15 protein-coding genes are annotated in these 17,035 nt (G+C 66.4%); 11 read left to right on the top strand and 4 right to left on the bottom strand.

The features are described 5' to 3' along the window. Positions 1 to 77 precede the first annotated feature (77 nt). From J4G38_RS08170 to J4G38_RS08155, 4 genes are all read left to right on the top strand, one after another. A complete protein-coding gene (locus J4G38_RS08170; RefSeq protein WP_210513667.1) occupies positions 78 to 734 on the top strand; it encodes a hypothetical protein in 657 nt (218 codons plus the stop codon). Between the two features lie 335 nt (positions 735 to 1,069). Beyond that, a complete protein-coding gene (locus J4G38_RS08165) occupies positions 1,070 to 1,474 on the top strand; it encodes a hypothetical protein (protein WP_210513668.1) in 405 nt (134 codons plus the stop codon). Between the two features lie 167 nt (positions 1,475 to 1,641). Continuing rightward, positions 1,642 to 2,079: a hypothetical protein gene (locus tag J4G38_RS08160; RefSeq protein WP_210513669.1), complete on the top strand. Its 438-nt coding sequence runs from the start codon at positions 1,642 to 1,644 to the stop codon at positions 2,077 to 2,079. 98 nt (positions 2,080 to 2,177) lie between these two features. Next, on the top strand, positions 2,178 to 2,543 hold the full coding sequence (locus J4G38_RS08155; protein ID WP_210513670.1) for a hypothetical protein: 366 nt from the start codon (positions 2,178 to 2,180) through the stop codon (positions 2,541 to 2,543). A 128-nt stretch (positions 2,544 to 2,671) separates the two neighbouring features. Here the strand turns inward: J4G38_RS08155 and J4G38_RS08150 are convergent, their stop codons facing one another. Further along, a complete protein-coding gene (locus J4G38_RS08150; protein ID WP_210513671.1) occupies positions 2,672 to 3,919 on the bottom strand; it encodes a M16 family metallopeptidase in 1,248 nt (415 codons plus the stop codon). A gap of 172 nt (positions 3,920 to 4,091) precedes the next feature. Here J4G38_RS08150 and J4G38_RS08145 point away from each other — a divergent pair, with 172 nt between their 5' ends. Genes J4G38_RS08145 through J4G38_RS08135 form a run of 3 tightly spaced genes read left to right on the top strand, consistent with a single transcriptional unit; the run spans position 4,092 to position 8,752 of the window. Next, positions 4,092 to 4,781, top strand: coding sequence for a hypothetical protein (locus tag J4G38_RS08145; RefSeq protein WP_210513672.1), 690 nt, complete (start codon positions 4,092 to 4,094; stop codon positions 4,779 to 4,781). A gap of 12 nt (positions 4,782 to 4,793) precedes the next feature. Then, complete coding sequence (locus J4G38_RS08140; protein WP_210513673.1) at positions 4,794 to 5,123, top strand: hypothetical protein; 330 nt, start codon at positions 4,794 to 4,796, stop codon at positions 5,121 to 5,123. Continuing rightward, positions 5,120 to 8,752 carry a fibronectin type III domain-containing protein gene (locus tag J4G38_RS08135; RefSeq protein ID WP_210513674.1) on the top strand — a complete coding sequence of 1,211 codons (3,633 nt, stop codon included), beginning with the start codon at positions 5,120 to 5,122 and terminating at the stop codon, positions 8,750 to 8,752. Before J4G38_RS08140 ends, J4G38_RS08135 begins: the two co-directional genes overlap by 4 nt. A gap of 75 nt (positions 8,753 to 8,827) precedes the next feature. Here the strand turns inward: J4G38_RS08135 and J4G38_RS08130 are convergent, their stop codons facing one another. From J4G38_RS08130 to J4G38_RS08120, 3 genes are all read right to left on the bottom strand, one after another. Beyond that, on the bottom strand, positions 8,828 to 11,647 hold the full coding sequence (locus J4G38_RS08130; protein ID WP_210513675.1) for a TonB-dependent receptor plug domain-containing protein: 2,820 nt from the start codon (positions 11,645 to 11,647) through the stop codon (positions 8,828 to 8,830). Positions 11,648 to 11,759: 112 nt separating this feature from the next. Then, positions 11,760 to 12,413, bottom strand: a complete 654-nt coding sequence (locus J4G38_RS08125) for a hypothetical protein (protein ID WP_210513676.1) — start codon at positions 12,411 to 12,413, stop codon at positions 11,760 to 11,762. A 177-nt stretch (positions 12,414 to 12,590) separates the two neighbouring features. Continuing rightward, the gene (locus J4G38_RS08120) at positions 12,591 to 13,277 is read right to left on the bottom strand and encodes a hypothetical protein (protein ID WP_210513677.1); all 687 of its coding nucleotides are present in this window, start codon (positions 13,275 to 13,277) and stop codon (positions 12,591 to 12,593) included. 87 nt (positions 13,278 to 13,364) lie between these two features. Between J4G38_RS08120 and J4G38_RS08115 the strand changes: the two genes are divergently transcribed. From J4G38_RS08115 to ytxJ, 4 genes are all read left to right on the top strand, one after another. After that, complete coding sequence (locus J4G38_RS08115) at positions 13,365 to 15,401, top strand: alpha-ketoacid dehydrogenase subunit alpha/beta (RefSeq protein ID WP_210513678.1); 2,037 nt, start codon at positions 13,365 to 13,367, stop codon at positions 15,399 to 15,401. 123 nt (positions 15,402 to 15,524) lie between these two features. Then, the gene (locus J4G38_RS08110; RefSeq protein WP_210513679.1) at positions 15,525 to 16,175 is read left to right on the top strand and encodes a hypothetical protein; all 651 of its coding nucleotides are present in this window, start codon (positions 15,525 to 15,527) and stop codon (positions 16,173 to 16,175) included. Continuing rightward, the gene (locus J4G38_RS08105) at positions 16,156 to 16,488 is read left to right on the top strand and encodes a hypothetical protein (RefSeq protein WP_210513680.1); all 333 of its coding nucleotides are present in this window, start codon (positions 16,156 to 16,158) and stop codon (positions 16,486 to 16,488) included. Before J4G38_RS08110 ends, J4G38_RS08105 begins: the two co-directional genes overlap by 20 nt. Before the next feature lie 186 nt (positions 16,489 to 16,674). Further along, positions 16,675 to 17,016 carry a bacillithiol system redox-active protein YtxJ gene (gene ytxJ, locus J4G38_RS08100; protein WP_210513681.1) on the top strand — a complete coding sequence of 114 codons (342 nt, stop codon included), beginning with the start codon at positions 16,675 to 16,677 and terminating at the stop codon, positions 17,014 to 17,016. Positions 17,017 to 17,035 lie beyond the last annotated feature (19 nt).

Here is a 17,035-nt window from a genome sequence, read left to right as displayed (position 1 = left end):
GGGGCGGACCCTGGCCGAACGTTTCGCCGCCGCAATCAGTTAATTCACCTCACGCCTACCACCGTAACTCTCTCGCCATGAAACGTGCGCTGTTTTTTTTGCTGGCCTTTGGAGCCCTGGCCACCTCCGCAGCCGCCCAAACCAGTGGCTGGGACACCGGAAACTCCTGGGATGCTCCTAAAAAGAGCACCACGAAAAAAACCGCGAAAAGCAGCCAATCGCAGGCTGCCGGCCAGAAAAACTTGCAGAAAGGCGGCGCCGCCGCTGCTCCCGAGCCTGAGATGGTAGCGACTCCTGCACCGGCTGCCGCGGCAGCACCGGCCCCAGCCGCCGGCTTTGGTGGCGCGGGTGCTGCTACCAGCAATGCCCCGCAGGGGATGGGCATGTCGGCCGCGCCCGGCACACCGGTAATGATGCAAAGCGGCCGCAACGTGATGGCCAACGACGCAGCAGCAGCCCGTGAGCGTCGCCTCAACCGCAAAATCAAACACCATGCGCTGCCGCTTAGTCCGAGTGAGGTTCCTAAAACTGCGGCTGCAGCTGCAGCTCCGGCCCCGGTAGCGGCCCCTGCTCCGGCCCCCGCCGCTGATGCAATGGCTACCGGAACCGCCGCCAATGGCGGCGCCGGCAACGGCGCCATGGCTGCACCAAAGGCCAATGTTAAAGCCAGCAGCACTCCCAAGAAGGCGGCTCCTAAGGCCGCTAAAAAAGCACCGGCTTCCGATGGTTGGTAGCCTGCGGTAGCAAGTTAGTTTCTCCTGTTGGCAGCTTCACGGCCCGGCAGCTTCATCGTTAGATGGGGCGGCCGGGCCGTTTTGCGTGGCTTGCCCACCCGGTGCGCTGAAATAATGAATTGGACCCGAAGCCAGCGATGGCAAGTGGCCTGACTGGCAAAGCGTTTGATTGCAAGGGGTGATAAAGTGCGGCAAACGGACGTACCCTGGCGGCTGGTTTCGCGTATGCCCGGAGCAGTCGTCTTATTCAAAGGCGGTGGGCCTGAACGGTCTGCCTGCCGGCTTTGTCGAGCAAACTTCCTTTCTCTCGCATTTCCCATTACACCACTTCACCTATGATTCGCACCCTGTTTTCCCTGCTGTTGGCCCTGGCCGTGGCGGCCGAGGCTTCGGCCCAAGCCACGCCCGGCGTCAAAACCAAAACCGCTACCCACACCAAAACCACCGTTCATCGCCCCGCCAAAGTGCGGAGTACCACCCACAAAACCACCGTGAAAGGTGCTGCCGCGCAATCGTCGGCCCCGTCGGCTCCCGCAGCGGGTGGCCGCAACGACATCGGGCCCGGGGGCAACGGGGCCGTGGGCTCGACGGAAAGCGCCGATGGCAAAGGCCAGAACGCCTACGCCGCCCCCGGCATGCCCATAAACATCAATAATCCGAAGAAAGTGGGCGATTACAACGGCGACCCCGCCGGCAAGCCCGCCCGGCGCCGCAGCGGCACCACGCTCACGCCGCGCTAAGGCGGGCGCTTGGTCGATGAAACGGCCCGGTTGGTACGCATTTCTGCGCCAGCCGGGCCGTTTTGCGTAGGCGGCCCCCGGCGAATGGGAAGTTGGCACACTTTTCGATTTGTACCCTGTCAGCTATACAAATCAACTTTTTTAACCTCTTTCTCAACCCTTCAGCCATGTTCCGCACCTTCCTTACCCTTGCCCTGTCGATGTTCCTGCTGGCTGAAGCTAGCGCCCAGACGGCCCCGGCCACCGCTAAAAAATCGACCACCAAAACGGTGAAGGCCACGGCCCGCACCACCCGCCGCGCCGCCAAAAAAGCCCGTCGCGTGGCCCTCCAAACCGCACCTGCCGCGCCCCGTGTAAACGATGGCTGGCCTCCCCTGGATGACGCGCAAAACGCCGTGGCCTCCACCGCCACCGCTACTACCGACAACGGCTGGGCGACGGCGACGGCCCCGGCTGCCAGCAGCTCCCGCGGCGAAATCGACAACCAAAACGTGTACGCTGCCCCCGGCATGCCGGTGCACGTGCGCACCAGCAACGGCATGGTTCCCTACAGCGTGCGCCCGGCCCGCAAGCCCGTCAGCACCCAAACCACGCTCGGCAACTAATTGCCGAACCAGGCAGTAAATGGAACGGTCATGCCGGGGTTTCCCCGGGCATGGCCGTTCTTCGTTACAGGGATTCCTTCTCAACTTTACCTTACTTTATGCTACGCTACTTTTTCGCTTCCTTATTGCTCGTCACGCTGGTGGTGGCCGATGCCAGCGCCCAGACCAGGCCCCGCGGCAAAAAAATCGCGCCTTACTCGGCCCGGGGCCCCCGCAAGCCGGCGCCCAACATCAACCCCCACACCGGCAAGCCGTACGGGGCCGGTGTTTCGCAGGACATCAAGGATGGCACGGCCTACCTGGCCCCCGGTGTGCCCATGCGCAAGCAGGAAGGCTACCGCGCCAACGGCGGCTACAACGACAACCGCACGCCGCACCCGGTGTATAAAAAGACCAACAGCACCCTCAGCCGCGACAACAGTGCGCCGGTGGTGCCGGTGAAAAGCAAGCGCAAAACCAGGTAGCCAGAGCCAATTAGACCGAGAACCAGACCGTCATGCCGAGCCTGCCGAAGCATCTCTACCGCAGCAGTACAATTGATTACTCGTGCGGTAGAGATGCTTCGGCAGGCTCGGCATGACGTGCTTTCGCGTTACTCTTGGCTGGCGGTGGCTTCGTAGTACAGCGTGCTGCAGTTGTCCGGCCGCAACACGGCCTGGGCGGCGGTGCGCACATCGGCCACGGTGACGGCCTGGATGCGGCGGCTTTCATCGTTCACCAGGTTGGCATCGCCCTGAAGCTTGCTGTAGGCCAGGCTCATGGCGCGGTTCAGGAGGTCGATTTCCCCAAAAACCAGGCTGCTTTCGGCCTGGTTTTTTACTTTTTCCAGCTCCTGGGGGTCCACGTCCTGGGTCAGGAATTCGGCCACCAGGGCCTCCACGGCGGCATCGGCCACTTTGAGGTCCACGCCCTCGTTCAGCTTGCCGCTGATGACGAGCAGGCCGGGGTCGAGCGAGCCGGTGAGGGAGGAGGAAATGTTGTTGAACAGGGCCTGCTCCTTCACCAGGCGCTGGTGCAGGCGCGCCGACTTGCCGTGGCCGAGCATGTCGCTCAGCAGGTCCACGGCGTGGTAGCGCTCGTCGCCGCGGGCGGGCATGTGGTACGTTTTGTAGAGGGCGCTCAGGGGCACGGGGGCGGCGGTGGCGCGGTGGCGGGCCTCGTGCTGCTCGGGCTCGTGGGGGAGCTGGCGCTGGTAGGCCGGGCCGCCGGGAATGGGCCCGAACCACTTCTCGGCCAGGCGGCGCACGTCGGCGGCGCTCACGGCCCCGGCCACCACCAGCACGGCGTTCTGGGGGGCGTAGTGCTTGTGGAAAAAGCCGCGCACGTCGTCCATCACGGCGTTTTCGATGTGCGAAATCTCCTTGCCGATGGTGTTCCACTGGTAGGGGTGGGTGTGGTAGGCGAGGGGCTTGAGCTGGAGCCACACGTCGCCGTAGGGCTGGTTGAGGTAGCTCTGCTTGAACTCCTCGACCACGACTTTGCGCTGCACTTCGAGGCCGTTTTCGGAGAAGGCCAGGTTCAGCATCCGGTCCGATTCGAGCCAGAAGCCGGTTTCGAGGTTGGCGGCGGGCAGCGAGAGGTAGTAGTTGGTGACGTCGGCGGAGGTGAAGGCGTTGTTTTCGCCGCCCACGCGCTGCAACGGCTCGTCGTAGTTGGGAATGTTGACGGAGCCCGAGAACATGAGGTGCTCAAACAGGTGGGCGAAGCCGGTGTGGGCGGCGTCCTCATCGCGCGAGCCCACGTCGTACATGATGTTGAGCACGGCCATGGGCGTGGTGAAATCTTCGTGCACGATGCAGCGCAGGCCGTTGTCGAGGGTGAATTCGGTGAAGTGAATCATGGGGAGGGGAGAGCGGAATTTTGAGCACAACAAAGAACGGCAGCTTCCTGCTTTTTCGCTGAAAAAACAGTTCTTTCGCGGCTACTTTGCTTTTCATTCAGCATCTTTAGCCGCAGAACCTGGCCGGACTGGTTAAGGGCTTGTTTTTCACCTTCCTTTTTTACCCACTGTGATGCTTTTTGACGACAAGTACGACAACCATTTCCTCCACATCGACTGTGGCCGGGCCAAGTTCATCACCTTCGCCGATTACACCCTCACGGCCGTGAGCAAGCCCGATGCCCCGGCGGCCCTGGCGGCTTTGGCGCCCGCCCTGGCCCTGGTGCTCGCCGCTTTTGGGGGGCATGTGGTGGCCCGCACGGGCGGTGGCGGCACCGCCCAAACGGCTACGGCCACCGAAGACGGGCAGTGGACGGCCATCAAGGCCTTCATCACCGAAACCGACGTGAAGGCCGTGCGGCCCGCCTATTTTGGCAACGACGAGGGGCTGCTGACCATTTACCCGGCCAAGCTGGGGGGCCTCACCCAGGCCAGCAAGGCCACCCGCCTCACCAAATTTGAGGCCTACGTGCAGGCCCTGGAAGGCGCCGCCGCGCTGCTCACCGCCGCGCCCGGCCAGGCGGCCCGCCTGCTGCTGAAGGACTACCGCGCCGTGGCCAGCACCAAGGCCGGCACCAAAAGCGGCGTAACTGCCCTCATCGGGAAGCTGGGCCCCGAGGCCGAAGCCGTGTGCTGGGCCCTGTGGGACGTGCATTGCGCCGGCCTGGCCGTGTATGCCCGGAGCCCGCGCCTGGCCGCCGCCCTGTTCGACTACGCCCTGCTGCCCACCAAAAAGCGCGGCACCCCGCCGCCCCAACTTTAGCGCCGGCCGGCCGTGGCCGGTGAGCTGCTTGGGAGCCTTGCGGGCCGGCCGGCCCCGGCCGGTGAGCTGCTTGGGAGCCTTGCGGGCCGGCCGGCCGTGGCCGGTGGGCTACTCATGCGCCTCGTGGGCTGGCCGGCCGTGGCCGGTGGGCTGCTTGGGAGCTTTGCGGGCCGGCCGGCCGTGGCCGGTGAGGGGCTCATGCGCCTGGCGGGCCCACCGGCCGTGGCCGGTGAGGCACTCAACATCCATGGCGGGCTGCCGGCCGGGGCCGGGGCATTGGGTGGGCCGGTTTTAGTAATGCTGCTTATTACCTTTTTCACCATTTCCTTTTCCTGCGTATGAAGATTTCTACTGCTTTTCTCGGCCGTTCGCGCCGAACCTTGCTGGCCCTGGCGGCCACGGGGGCGTTGTGGCTGGGCACGGCCCCGGCCCGGGCCCAGGCTCCCGCCAACGACGACCCCTGCGGGGCCGTGACCCTCACGCCCCAGGGCAGCCTGTGCACGGCCCCCACGGTGAGCACCAACCTCAATGCCACCACCACGGTGCCCAATGGCTACGCCAACAGCGGCAACCCGCTCGATGTGTGGTTTGCGTTTACGACGGCGGCCACGGGCCCGGCCAGCTTCGGGGCCACCATCACAGTGAACGGCAACCCGGCGACGTTCGTCCAGCTGTTTTCGGCCCCGGCGTGCACGGGGCCGTTCACGGCGCTGGACTATTCGGCCTCGAACCAGGCCAACACCACGGCCCCGCGCCTGATTACGGGCGTGCTGCTGGCCAGCACCACGTACTACGTGCGGGTATCGGGCAATCCTTCGTTTAACGATACGCCCGGCCCGTTCACCATTTGCGTGAGCGACGGGCCGGGCTCGGCCACCTGCCTGCCGCCCGTCATCACCAGCCTGACGCAGACGGCCCCCGGCACGGTCACCATCGCCTTCACGCCGGGCCGCAACAGCGTGCCGCCCTATGCCTACACCTACACCGGCAACGGGGCCACGCGCAGCGGCACCACTGCCACGTCGCCCATCGTGCTCACGGGGCTGCCGCTGGGGCCGTATTCGTTCACGCTGGGGGCGGCCTGCAGCTCGGGTGGACAGGCCTCGGCGGCTACCAGCGGTACGCTGCACCCCATCAATGACGAGGCCTGCGGGGCGCTGCCGCTTCCCTTTGCCGGTGCCAGCACCTGCGCGGGCCCCACAAGTGGCTCGTTCGACTACGCGGTGGGCACGGGCGGCCTGGCGCTCAGCAACTGCAACATATTCGGCAACCAAAGCCCCCCCGACCTGTGGTACGCGGTGACGACCACGGCCAGCGGGCCGGGCAGCACCAGCCTCACCGTGACGGGCACGGGGGGCGTGCAACTGCTGCGGCTGTACGCGGGCACGCCGTCGGGGGGGTATTGCAACGTGAGCACCTTGCAGGAGCGGGCGTGCTCATCGTCGGGAGGGCTGCCCACGGCGGCCCCGCTCACGGCCACGGGCCTCACGCCCGGCACCACCTATTACGTGCAGGCTGCCCAAAGCAACACCGGCATCAGCGGGCCTAACTTCACGCTCTGCGCCACGGCTCCGGTGAGCTGCGCCCCGCCGGTCAACCTGTTCGTGGGCAACGTGACCACGACCACGGCCCCGCTCATTTTCACGCCGGGCTTTGGCAACACCGGCTACACCGTGACCTACACGCCCCTGGGCGGCACGGCCCTGACGGCCACCTTCCCCGCCCTGCCCTACACCCTGAGCAACCTGCTGCCCGGCACGCCCTACACGGTGAGCGTGGTGGGGAATTGCGGCGGCGGGCAAACGTCGGCGGCGGCCACGGCCACCTTCAGCACCCTTATTGGGAACGATGAGCCCTGCACGGCCACCCCCGTGGCCCTAAGCGGCGTGGGCTGCACCGCCACGGCCGGCACCACCACCGGGGCCACCGCCAGCCCGGCCACCGGCTACAACGCCCAGGGCTGCGGCTACGGCACCAGCAACGACGTGTGGTACACCTTCACCACGGCCGCCACCGGCGTGGCCAGCACGGGGGCCACCATCACCCTGCCCAACGGGGTGAGCAAGCAGGTGCGGGCCTTCTCGGCCAGCTCCTGCAGCGGGCCGTTCACCGAGCTGGGCTGCGCGTTCTCGTCCCCCGGCACCACGGGCACCAACCAAAGCCCCGTGCCGCCGCTGGCCCTGAGCAACCTCACCCCCAGCACTACTTACTACGTGAGCGTGGGCGAAGGCAACTACTTCGGCCTGCCCAATTTCAGCCTCTGCGTGAGCAACCCGCCGGCCTGCCCCGGCCCCACCGCGCTGGCCGTGGGCGGCATCACCCAAACCGGGGCCAGCGTGAGCTTCACGCCGGCGGCCGGCACTACGTCCTACACCGTCACCTACCAGGCCACCGGCGGCCCGGTGCAAACCGTGGCCCCGGCCCCCACCGCTTCGCCGGTGCTGCTGAGCGGCCTCACGGCCAGCACTACCTACACCGTCACCGTGCAGGCCGTGTGCCCGGCCGGCCTGGGCACCTTGCTCACGGCCACGCTCACCACGCTGCCCGTGGGCCTCACCAACGATGAGTGCGCCACCGCCGTGCCGGTTGCCAGCATTGGGGCGGGCACCTGCGGCACGGCCGTGGCCGGCACCACCACGGGCGCGACGACTTCGGCGGGCGTGCCGGCACCGGGCTGCGCGGGCTCGACGTTCAATGACGTGTGGTATAGCCTCACGGTGCCGGCCAACGGCATTCTGCAAGTTGAAACCGACCCCGTGGCCGGCTCCGCCCTCACCGATACCGGCCTGGCGCTGTACGCCGGCACCTGCGGCAGCCTCACCCTGCTCGGCTGCAACGACGATTCCCGGGCCAGCCTCTTTTCCCAGGTCCGCAGCGCGGGCCTCACGCCCGGCAGCACCGTTTATGCCCGCGTGTGGAACTATGGCAGCACGCCCACGGGGGCCTTCACCCTCTGCGCCCAGACCGACGCGGCCTGTCCGGCCGTGACGGGCCTCGCGGCCACCATCGCCGGCACCACGGCCAGCGTGGCATTCACCGGGCCCGGCAGCGCCACCGGCTACACGCTTACCTACACGCCCAGCGGCGGCACGGCCACCACCGTCACCGCCACGGCTTCGCCCGTGAGCATCCCCGGCCTGCTGCCCTTCACCACCTACACCGTGGCCGTGGTGAGCAACTGCGGCGGGGGGCTGACGTCGGCGGTGGCCACGCTCACCTTCAGCACCAGCACGTATTGCATCACCAACATTGGCGGCGGCTGCGGGGGCAATGACATCGTGGCCGTGGCCATCCCCACCACCACGCTCAACAACGCCGGCACCACCTGCGTCACCACTTCCGGCAATGCCTACGCCACCTACCCGGCCACGGGCAGCAGCACGGCCAGCCTGCTCCGGAATGGAACTTACCAGTACCGCGTCACCACTACGGGTACTTCCGACATCACGGCCTGGATTGACTTCAACCAGGACGGGGTATTCTCCACCGGCGAAGGCACCCAGGTAGCCCTGGGCAGCATCGCCAGCCTGCCCGCCACGGCCACGTTCACGGTGCCGGCCACGGCCGCGCTTGGCCGCACGGGCCTGCGGGTGCGCAGCCGCTCGGCCGGCAACGGCAACGGCCCCGCCGATGCCTGCACGCAGTTCGGCTCGGGCGAGACGGAGGACTACCTCGTCACCATCGTGCTGGGCACGGCCACGCACGAAAGTGCCCTGGCCGCCCAGGTGAGCCTGTATCCGAACCCGGCCACGGCCGTCTTCACCCTCGCCGTGCCGGCCGCCCTCACGCACAAAGCCACCACGGCGGCGCTCTACAACAGCCTGGGCCAGGTGGTGCGCCGGCAGCGCCTGCCCGCCAGCGCCACCGGCACCGAGGCCCGCTTCGACGTGAGCGGCCTGGCCCACGGCGTGTACTCGCTGCGGCTGGACACCGACGCCGGCACCGCCGTGAAACGGCTGGTGGTGGAGTAGCCAGCCCAGCCACCGCTTGGCAAACAAAAAGCCTCCGGCAACTGCCGGAGGCTTTTTGTTTGTCCGGCAAGGCCGCTAAAATTCGGCCCGCACGCCCAGCAGCCAGGTACGGGGCACGGGCACGGCCCCGTAATCGACGCCGGCCAGGGAGGGGGTGGCGCCGCCGCTGCTCACGTTGGGGTCGTAGCCCCGGTAGCCGGTGAGGACAAACAGGTTCTGGCCGCCCACCCACACGCTGATGTCCTGCGTGGCCGTTTGGCGCAGGCGGTAGGTGAGCGTGAGGGAGGAAAGGCGCACGTTGGCCCCGTTTTCGAGCAGGCGGCTGGCCGTTGTGTAGCTGTTGAGGCCATTCACTGACGGGTCGTACGACCGGTTGCCGGCCACGGGTATCGCAGTGTTTTGGTGCGCGGGCGTCCACCGGTCATTCACCGAGGTGGCGCTGTTGCTGAAGCCCGTGGGCGTGTCGAGCAGGTCGAGCTGCTGGTTCAGCACCTGGTAGCCAAACAGGCCGTCGAGCTGCGCGTCGAGGGCCAGGCGGCCCAGGCGCAGCTGCTGGCTCAGGCTGGCCAGCTGCGCCGGAATGCCGCTGCCGAGGACGGCCTGGCCCGGGTAGGTAAGGCCGTTGCTGCTGGTTTGCACGAAATGCCGGTTGCCGTTGGCATCCAGGCCATCCTGCTGGTAGCCGTAGAATGTGCCCACGGGCTGATTGTCGAAGCGCGGGCTGAGCGGCACGGTGGCGTTGTCCTCGCGAACCCGGTTGCGGTTGAGGCTGCCCACCAGGTGGGTGGTGCCTTGCAGGCGGCCCCGCTGCCAGTCGGCGGTCAGGGTCAGCTCCAGCCCTTGGTTGCGGATGGTGGCCTCGTCGAAAGCAAGCAGGGTATTATTAAGGTTTGTGCCACTGGGAACGTTGAATACCGTGCTTATCAGGGCGTGGCTGCTGGTGCGCTGGTAGGCTACCAGCTGGCCCGTGAGGCGGCCGGTGCGGCGGCCCAGGCGCAGCCCGGCCTCCACCTGGTCGGTGTATAGCGGCGACTGGTAGCGGGGAGCCGGATAAGGCCCCCCAATGGGCGTGGGCGCAGTGGACGCGGGGGGCAGGCGGGCCGGGCCAAACAGCCCCCAGCCCAGGCCCAGCGTGCCGGTGCGGGCCGCGCCCGCCCACAGGCGCAGGGTGGGGTGGCCGGGCCGGGCCTGCCAGCTGAGCTGGGCGCTGGGGTAGTAATCGGTGCGGGCGGCCCCGCGATAATGCCCGTAGCTCAGGCCCGCTTCCACGGTCAGCGTGCTGTCGAAGGTGTACTGTAGGTTGGCCCAGGGCCGGTGTAGGCGCAGCTCGGCACTTTGCTCGTAGTAGCCACTGCTGAACCCGAAGCCGCCGTTAGCAAACAAGTAATCGGTGCGCCCGATAAGGTTGACGGCCTGGTATTGGTAGTCGACCTCGGCGCTGAGGGCGTGCCGCAGCCCCAGCTGCTGCTGGTAGCGCACCGCCAGCCGCGCCCCCCACTGGCTGGTGCGGTAAATCTGGGTGCCGTAGTCCTGGCTGCTCGGCGGGTTGAAAGTCGACCCGTTGAAGAAGCTTACCAGGCGGTTGCTTTCGGCACTGAGGATGGTGCGCTGAAAGTTGGCGGCGGCCTGCACGGTTACGTGCGGCACCACTTCGTAGTCGGCGGCCAGCTGCGTGAGCAGGCGGCGGGTGCGGGGCGTGCGGTAGGAGTAGTCGGCCACGGCCACAGGGTTGGTCAGGGCCAGCGTGGGGCCGAAGGTGCTCCCGATGCCGTAGCTGCTGTAGTTGCCCTGGGGGGTGCGCACCGGCTGGGTAGGCGGGGCCAGCAGCGCCGCGCGGGTGGCCCCCACGCTGCCCGTGGTGTAGGGCAGCTGCTGGGTGGTTTGGCCCAGCGCGGCGGTGCCGCGCAGGTGCAGGTGCGGGCCCACGCGTTGGTCGAGGGCCAGGCGCAAGCCCAGGCGGGTCAGGTCGGCGTGTTGCAGCACGCCGCTTTGCCTGCGGTAATCGAGGCTGAACAAAAAGGAGGTTTTGTTTCGCCCACCTTCCAGGCTCAGCTGGTGCTGCTGCACGCCGGCGGTGCGGTACGTTTCGGCCTGCCAGTCGGTGCCGGTGCCCAGGTCGGTGCGGGCAAAGGGTACCGAGGAAGCGCTTCCCTTCAGCGCCGCCTCATTAGCCAGCTTCGCATAGTCGGTGGCATCAAGCAGGGCGTAGCGCTGGCGCACCTGCTGCACCCCCAGGTAAGCCGCGTAGCGCACACGCAACGGCCGGTCGGCCCGGCCTGTCCGCGTCCGAATGCTGATGACGCCGTTGGCTCCCAGCGGCCCGTAGCGCGCCACGGCCGCCGGCCCGGCCAGCACCTCAATGCCTGCGATGGCCTCGGGCGGCAGCAGCTGCAACGGGCTGGCCCCGGCTTCGGCGTGCTGGTCGGCCACGGTGGGCTGGTACGGATAGGTACTGGAGGGCTCGTAGGGCGGCATGGGGGCCGAAACCCCGTAGCCCTGGTCCGGCGTCAGGTCGTCGTTGAGGGCGGGCAGGCCATCCACCACGTACAGCGGCTGGGCCAGTCCCTGGGACACGCTGGCCCCCCGAATGCGCACCACGCTGCCACTACCGGGGCTGCCGTCGTAGGGCGTAACCTGCACGCCGGCCACGGTGCGCAGCTGGTCCTGTACGGTGAGAAACGGCCGCACCGGCTGCTCCCGGCCTTGCAACCGGAAACTGCCGCCCGGTGTGGGGGCCGTGGCCAGCGAATCAGGCAAGTCTCCCCGAAAGGGTCGACGGACAGTATCGGCGGGGGCCGCGGCCGCGCTGGTTGCCGCCGCAGTGGGGGCTTGCTGGGCGTGGGTAGTACCGGCGGTGAGTAGGGTGAGTAAGGCGACTGGTAGCGGTCGAATCATAAAATAGGGTGGAAAGGGGTAGCGCAATGAGTCGGCAAGATAGAAGCCTTTGGCAGGCTTGGCTGAAAAACCGGGGGTGAAGCAGCTGCCCATTGGGCAAAGGGGACTGCGGCTACGGCCGGACCGCCGGGTGGAAATACACGTTGAGCGTGGCCCCGAACCAGGAATGCGTGTCGTAGTCCTCGAACGCATGGCCGCCGGAAGAATGACCGTAGGAAACCAGGGCCGGTGTGAGGCTGGGCCGGTAGGCCAGCGCCACCGTGGTTTCGTAGCGGCCGAAGGGCAGCAGGCGCACCTCAAACCCCAGCAGCCCGGTGGCCTCCACGGGGTGCGTGGCGTAAACCCCGGTCCTGTTATCAGGCACGGCCCGGCCGGTGAGCCAGAACGTGGGGCCGCCGCCCAGCAACAGGTGTACCCGCGCGGCGGGCCGGTCGGTGCGCAGGTAAAAGGGCACGAACAGCACGGCGTTGCTCGCCGAAAACGCTTGCCAGGGCCGGGCCGGGCGGCGTTCGAGCAGGGCATCGGCTTGCAGGTTGAGGAAGCCACCGGCCGCCGCAAAGCCGTAGCCGCCGCTGAGGCCGCCGGTGTAGGCCGACCACGGGTGGTGCTGGCCCGAGCCATCGGCGCTGGAGTAGCTGGCGCCGGTGCCCAGCTTCAGGCCGAAGCTCCAGCGGGAAGTGGCCGGCGCGGGCAGGTTGGAGGCCGGGGCCTGCGCCTGGGCCATCGCCGGCCAGGCCGCGAGCAGGAGTAGAAAAGCCAGGCGCATAGACGGGAGAGCAGTAGTTGGAAGGCAACCCAATATAGGCACCGCTGCGCCCGCTAACTTTGTCTTTCCCAACCCACCCGTTTTGTTCCATGATACCAGCTGCCCGGCTCTTCAGCTCGACCGCTCCGCCCCCGCTGAACCGCAAACCGCCGGCCGGTTCGATGTGCAGCTCCGCCACTAGCGGGCGGCTGCGGGGTACAGCGTGGTGCCCAGGGTGAAGCCCACCCAGCTGATGCCCACGTTTCTGCGTGACTCGTCGTTGACAACCTGTGCGCCTGGGTTGGTGTAGCTGTCCGGAAAGCCATAGGCATAGCTGGGCGTGAGCGGCGCATGCACCCGCAGGCCGAGCGTGGTTTCGTACCGGTGCCACGGCAGCACGCGTACTTCAATGCCGAGCAAGACCGTGAGCTCGACCGGACGCACATAGTAGGCGGCGTCGGCGCCGGGGCGGCCCAGTGCGAAGGTGGGCCCGGCACCTACCAGGAAGTGCAGCCTGCGGGCCGGGGCGGCGGTGCGCAGATAGAGCGGCATAAACAGCCGCCACTGGTGCAGCGTTTGGGGCCCGTAATCGGGGAACGGTGCCATCTGCCGGTAATCGACTATCATGGCGTTGCGGGATAGCAGTGCCTCTACCCCAAGGCTGACCAGCGGGCCGGCAAAATAGCGCGTGGCCATGAGGCCAACGACTGGCCCCGCCAATGATTCATCGTATTCGTGTCGGGAATCGCCGTGTTGGGTGTTGACCTGGCCCAGGCCCGCGCGGATGCCCCAGCCCCATTGCGAAACCGGCGCGGCGGCCGTCGCTTGGGCCGTAGCGCCGTGGCAGGCCAGCAGGCCAAAAGCAGTGAGTAGGAGCTGACGCATGGGCCGGGGACGAAAATGAGCGATGCCCAAATATAGCCGCCGCCGCGCCCGCTACCTTTGTCTTTCCCAACCCACCCGTTTTGTTCCATGACTTCAGCTGCACCGGCTCTTCAGTTCGACCGCCACGACCTCCCCAACGAAACCCTCCTGCACCTCTACCAGCACCTGCTGCGCCCCCGGCTGATTGAGGAAAAAATGCTGATTTTGCTGCGCCAGGGCAAGGTGAGCAAGTGGTTTTCGGGCATCGGCCAGGAGGCCATCTCGGTGGGCAGCACCCTGGCTTTGGAGGCCGACGAGTACATCCTGCCGCTGCACCGCAACCTGGGCGTGTTCACGGGGCGCGGGGTGCCGCTGGGCCGCCTGTTTGCGCAGTGGCAGGGCAAGCGCACGGGCTTCACCAAGGGCCGCGACCGCAGCTTCCACTTCGGCACCAACGAGCACCACATCGTGGGCATGATTTCGCACCTCGGGCCGCAGCTGGCCGTGGCCGGCGGCATCGCCCTGGCCGATGTGCTGGATAAAAAGCCGAAGGTGACCCTCACGTACTCCGGCGACGGCGGGGCCAGCGAAGGCGACTTCCACGAGGCCCTGAACGTGGCGGCCGTGTGGCAGCTGCCCGTCATTTTCATGATTGAGAACAACGGCTACGGCCTCAGCACGCCCAGCAACGAGCAGTTCCGCTTCAAATCCTTCGTGGATAAAGGCCCGGCCTACGGCATGGAAGCCGTGCAAATCGACGGCAACAACGTGCTCGAAGTATACCTCACCGTGAAGCGCCTGGCCGAAGACCTGCGCCAGAACCCGCGCCCCGTGCTCGTCGAGGCCCTCACCTTCCGGATGCGCGGCCACGAGGAAGCCAGCGGCACCAAGTACGTGCCCCAGTCCCTGATGGAAGAATGGGCCGCCAAAGACCCGGTGGAGAACTACGAAAAGTGGCTCCTGGCCGAAGGCATTCTCACCGAAACGGCCAAGCACAGCATCCGCGAAACCATCAAGGCCGCCATCGAAGCCGGCCTGCAGGAGGCCGATGCCGAGCCCATGCCCGTGGCCGATGTGCAGGAGGAAATCGCAGACATGTACGCGCCGGTTGAGCCAGACGCTTCTTTGGTTGTCAGTGGCAACAGCTCTGAACCAGCAACCGACAACGAACAACTGGCAACTACAAGGGAAATCCGCTTCATCGACGCCATTTCCGAGGGCCTGAAGCAGAGCATGGAGCGCTACCCCGACCTCGTGCTCATGGGCCAGGACATTGCCGATTACGGCGGCGTGTTTAAAATCACGGAAGGCTTCGTGGCCAAATTCGGCAAGGCGCGGGTGCGCAACACGCCCCTGTGCGAGTCGGCCATTGTGGGCGTGGGCCTGGGCCTCAGCATCAAGCACAAGAAGAGCATGGTCGAGATGCAATTCGCGGATTTCGTGACCTGCGGCTTCAACCAGATTGTGAACAACCTCGCCAAAAGCCATTACCGCTGGGGCCAGAACGCCGACGTCGTCATCCGGATGCCCACCGGCGCGGGCAGCGCCGCCGGCCCCTTCCACAGCCAGAGCAACGAGGCGTGGTTCACCCACGTCCCCGGCCTGAAAGTGGTGTACCCCAGCAACCCGCACGACGCCAAAGGCCTGCTCTGCGCCGCCTTCGAAGACCCCAACCCGGTGCTGTTCTTCGAGCACAAGATGCTCTATCGCAGCCTCTCCGGGCCCGTGCCCGAGGCCTACTACACCACGCCCATCGGCCAGGCCGCGCTGGCGGCGGAAGGGGAGGAGCTGAGCATCATCACCTACGGCATGGGCGTGCGCTGGGCCCTGCAAGTGTGCCAGGAGCTGGGCGTGTCGGCCGACATCCTCGACCTGCGCACCCTGCTGCCCTGGGACCAGGAAGCGGTGCGCAAAACCGTGGAGAAAAACGGCCGCGTCCTCATCCTGCACGAAGACACGCTGACCGGCGGCATCGGCGGCGAAATCGCGGCCTGGATTGGCGAAAACTGCTTCGAGCACCTTGATGCGCCCGTGCGCCGGGTGGCCTCGCTGGACACCGCCATCCCGTTTGCCCCGCCGCTGGAAGCGGCTTTCCTGCCCCAGCAGCGCCTGCGCGAGCAGGTGGCGGCCCTGCGCAATTATTAGAATGGGTATTAGTTGCTTGTTGTCAGTTGTCCGGTCGTATTCGCTTCGTAAATTGAGCGGTTCAATCTCTGACAGTAACCAGCTAACAACTGACAACGAGCAACTAACAACTAAACATTGCCGGTGAAATACTGTCTGCCCTCTGTTCTCCTTCGGTCCCTGCTGGGCGTGCTGCTGCTGGCAGCGCTGGGCAGTTGTAGCGTCTACCACAAGGTTTTTCATCCCTACCGCCTGCCCACGCCCAAGCCGTCGCCGGAATTCAAAGCCCAGCAGAAAGAAGCCGCCGCCCGGAAGAAAGCCAACGAAAAAGCTTCCGACGCCATATTTAACAAGAAGAAATCGGCCCCGACCGACGAAGCCGCGACCGATGTTTCCACGCCTTCGGGCGGGAGCATAACCGCACCCGAAGCCGCGCCCGAGGCCAGCAAGCTCCCCGAAGGCCCCACGGTGCACTACGACAAGCACGGGCTGATGAAAAAGCCCAAGCTGAACCGCCGCAAACGGCACAAGCAGTCGAAGCCTTTCCGCCCCTGGCAGTCCATTCGCAGTTTCTTCAAATTCGGCCTCCATGCAAAACCCAACTACGACCCCGACCACCGGCCCGTGGCCCCCGCGCCCACAGCCGAGCCGGACGCCGCGCCCACGCCCGATGCCGCACCTGCTGAAGACACTCCTAAGCCCGATAAAAAAGCGCCCCGCCAGGTCGTGCCCAAGCCCGATACCTCGCCCCGGCAAGAAGTTGTGCCTAAGCCCGATGGTGCCGGCAAGCCCTAGCGGCTGGCGGGGGCTGGTGGTGGTGCTGGCCGTGCTGCTGGGTGCGCCGGCGGCCCAAGCGCAAATCGTGCGCGAAAAACCGGCCCAGGTGAAGGCGGCCAACCGCCGCGCCCTGCGCGAGGTGAAGCACACCGACGTGCCCTACAAAGACAGCCACCTCGACGTAACCCGCGACCACCTCAAGCGCGGCCAGAGCAACCAGACCCTGCCCGAGGGCAGCGGCAGCGACGAACTGCGCTACAAAACCGGCGCGGCCCCCAACGTGAAGCCGACCGGCTTCCTGGGCCTGCGCCACAAAAAGAAGTCCCTGTAGGCCGTGCCGCGGGGCCCCGAAGTTTTTTGAAAGACTTTCCGGGAATCAAGTGTTATACAATTGTTGTATTACACCTGCCGGACGTGCACGCCGCCGTTCGTGCTGTGTGCGGCGGCCGTTCCAGGCACTGAGTGCCCTGGTGCGCCGTCCCGTAGCTACCTGAATTACTAATTGCTAACCGATATTATGTCCACTCCCTGGCTTCCCCTCACCCAACCCGAACAACTAACCGACCTGCAACAAGCCTCGCACGAGCAGCCGGTGCTCATCTTCAAGCACAGCACCACCTGCTCCATCAGCGCGGCGGCCAAGAGCAAGATTGAGCGCCAGTGGGCCGACAGCGGCCTGACCATGCCCATCTACTACCTCGACCTGCTGCGTTTCCGGCCCCTTTCGGCCCAGATTGCCGAGCAGTTCGGCATCCGCCACGAGTCGCCGCAGCTGTTGCTCATCAAGGATGGCGAGTGCCGCTACGATGCCTCCCACATGGGCATCCGCCTCAGCGATGTGAAATCAATGGCGAATTAGAGAACGAAGTAAGTTGATA

It is taken from the genome of Hymenobacter terricola (assembly GCF_017921975.2).
Taxonomy (GTDB): Bacteria; Bacteroidota; Bacteroidia; order Cytophagales; family Hymenobacteraceae; genus Hymenobacter; species Hymenobacter terricola.
Note: the sequence above shows the minus strand (reverse complement) of the source record. Positions and strands in the feature narration are given on the sequence as shown.

Coding starts and splice junctions, on each gene's coding strand:
- J4G38_RS08170 (WP_210513667.1), top strand. CDS start 78: ATGAAACGTGCGCTGTTTTTTTTGCTGGCCTTTGGAGCCCTGGCCACC.
- J4G38_RS08165 (WP_210513668.1), top strand. CDS start 1,070: ATGATTCGCACCCTGTTTTCCCTGCTGTTGGCCCTGGCCGTGGCGGCC.
- J4G38_RS08160 (WP_210513669.1), top strand. CDS start 1,642: ATGTTCCGCACCTTCCTTACCCTTGCCCTGTCGATGTTCCTGCTGGCT.
- J4G38_RS08155 (WP_210513670.1), top strand. CDS start 2,178: ATGCTACGCTACTTTTTCGCTTCCTTATTGCTCGTCACGCTGGTGGTG.
- J4G38_RS08150 (WP_210513671.1), bottom strand. CDS start 3,919: ATGATTCACTTCACCGAATTCACCCTCGACAACGGCCTGCGCTGCATC.
- J4G38_RS08145 (WP_210513672.1), top strand. CDS start 4,092: ATGCTTTTTGACGACAAGTACGACAACCATTTCCTCCACATCGACTGT.
- J4G38_RS08135 (WP_210513674.1), top strand. CDS start 5,120: ATGAAGATTTCTACTGCTTTTCTCGGCCGTTCGCGCCGAACCTTGCTG.
- J4G38_RS08130 (WP_210513675.1), bottom strand. CDS start 11,647: ATGATTCGACCGCTACCAGTCGCCTTACTCACCCTACTCACCGCCGGT.
- J4G38_RS08125 (WP_210513676.1), bottom strand. CDS start 12,413: ATGCGCCTGGCTTTTCTACTCCTGCTCGCGGCCTGGCCGGCGATGGCC.
- J4G38_RS08120 (WP_210513677.1), bottom strand. CDS start 13,277: ATGCGTCAGCTCCTACTCACTGCTTTTGGCCTGCTGGCCTGCCACGGC.
- J4G38_RS08115 (WP_210513678.1), top strand. CDS start 13,365: ATGACTTCAGCTGCACCGGCTCTTCAGTTCGACCGCCACGACCTCCCC.
- J4G38_RS08105 (WP_210513680.1), top strand. CDS start 16,156: ATGGTGCCGGCAAGCCCTAGCGGCTGGCGGGGGCTGGTGGTGGTGCTG.
- ytxJ (WP_210513681.1), top strand. CDS start 16,675: ATGTCCACTCCCTGGCTTCCCCTCACCCAACCCGAACAACTAACCGAC.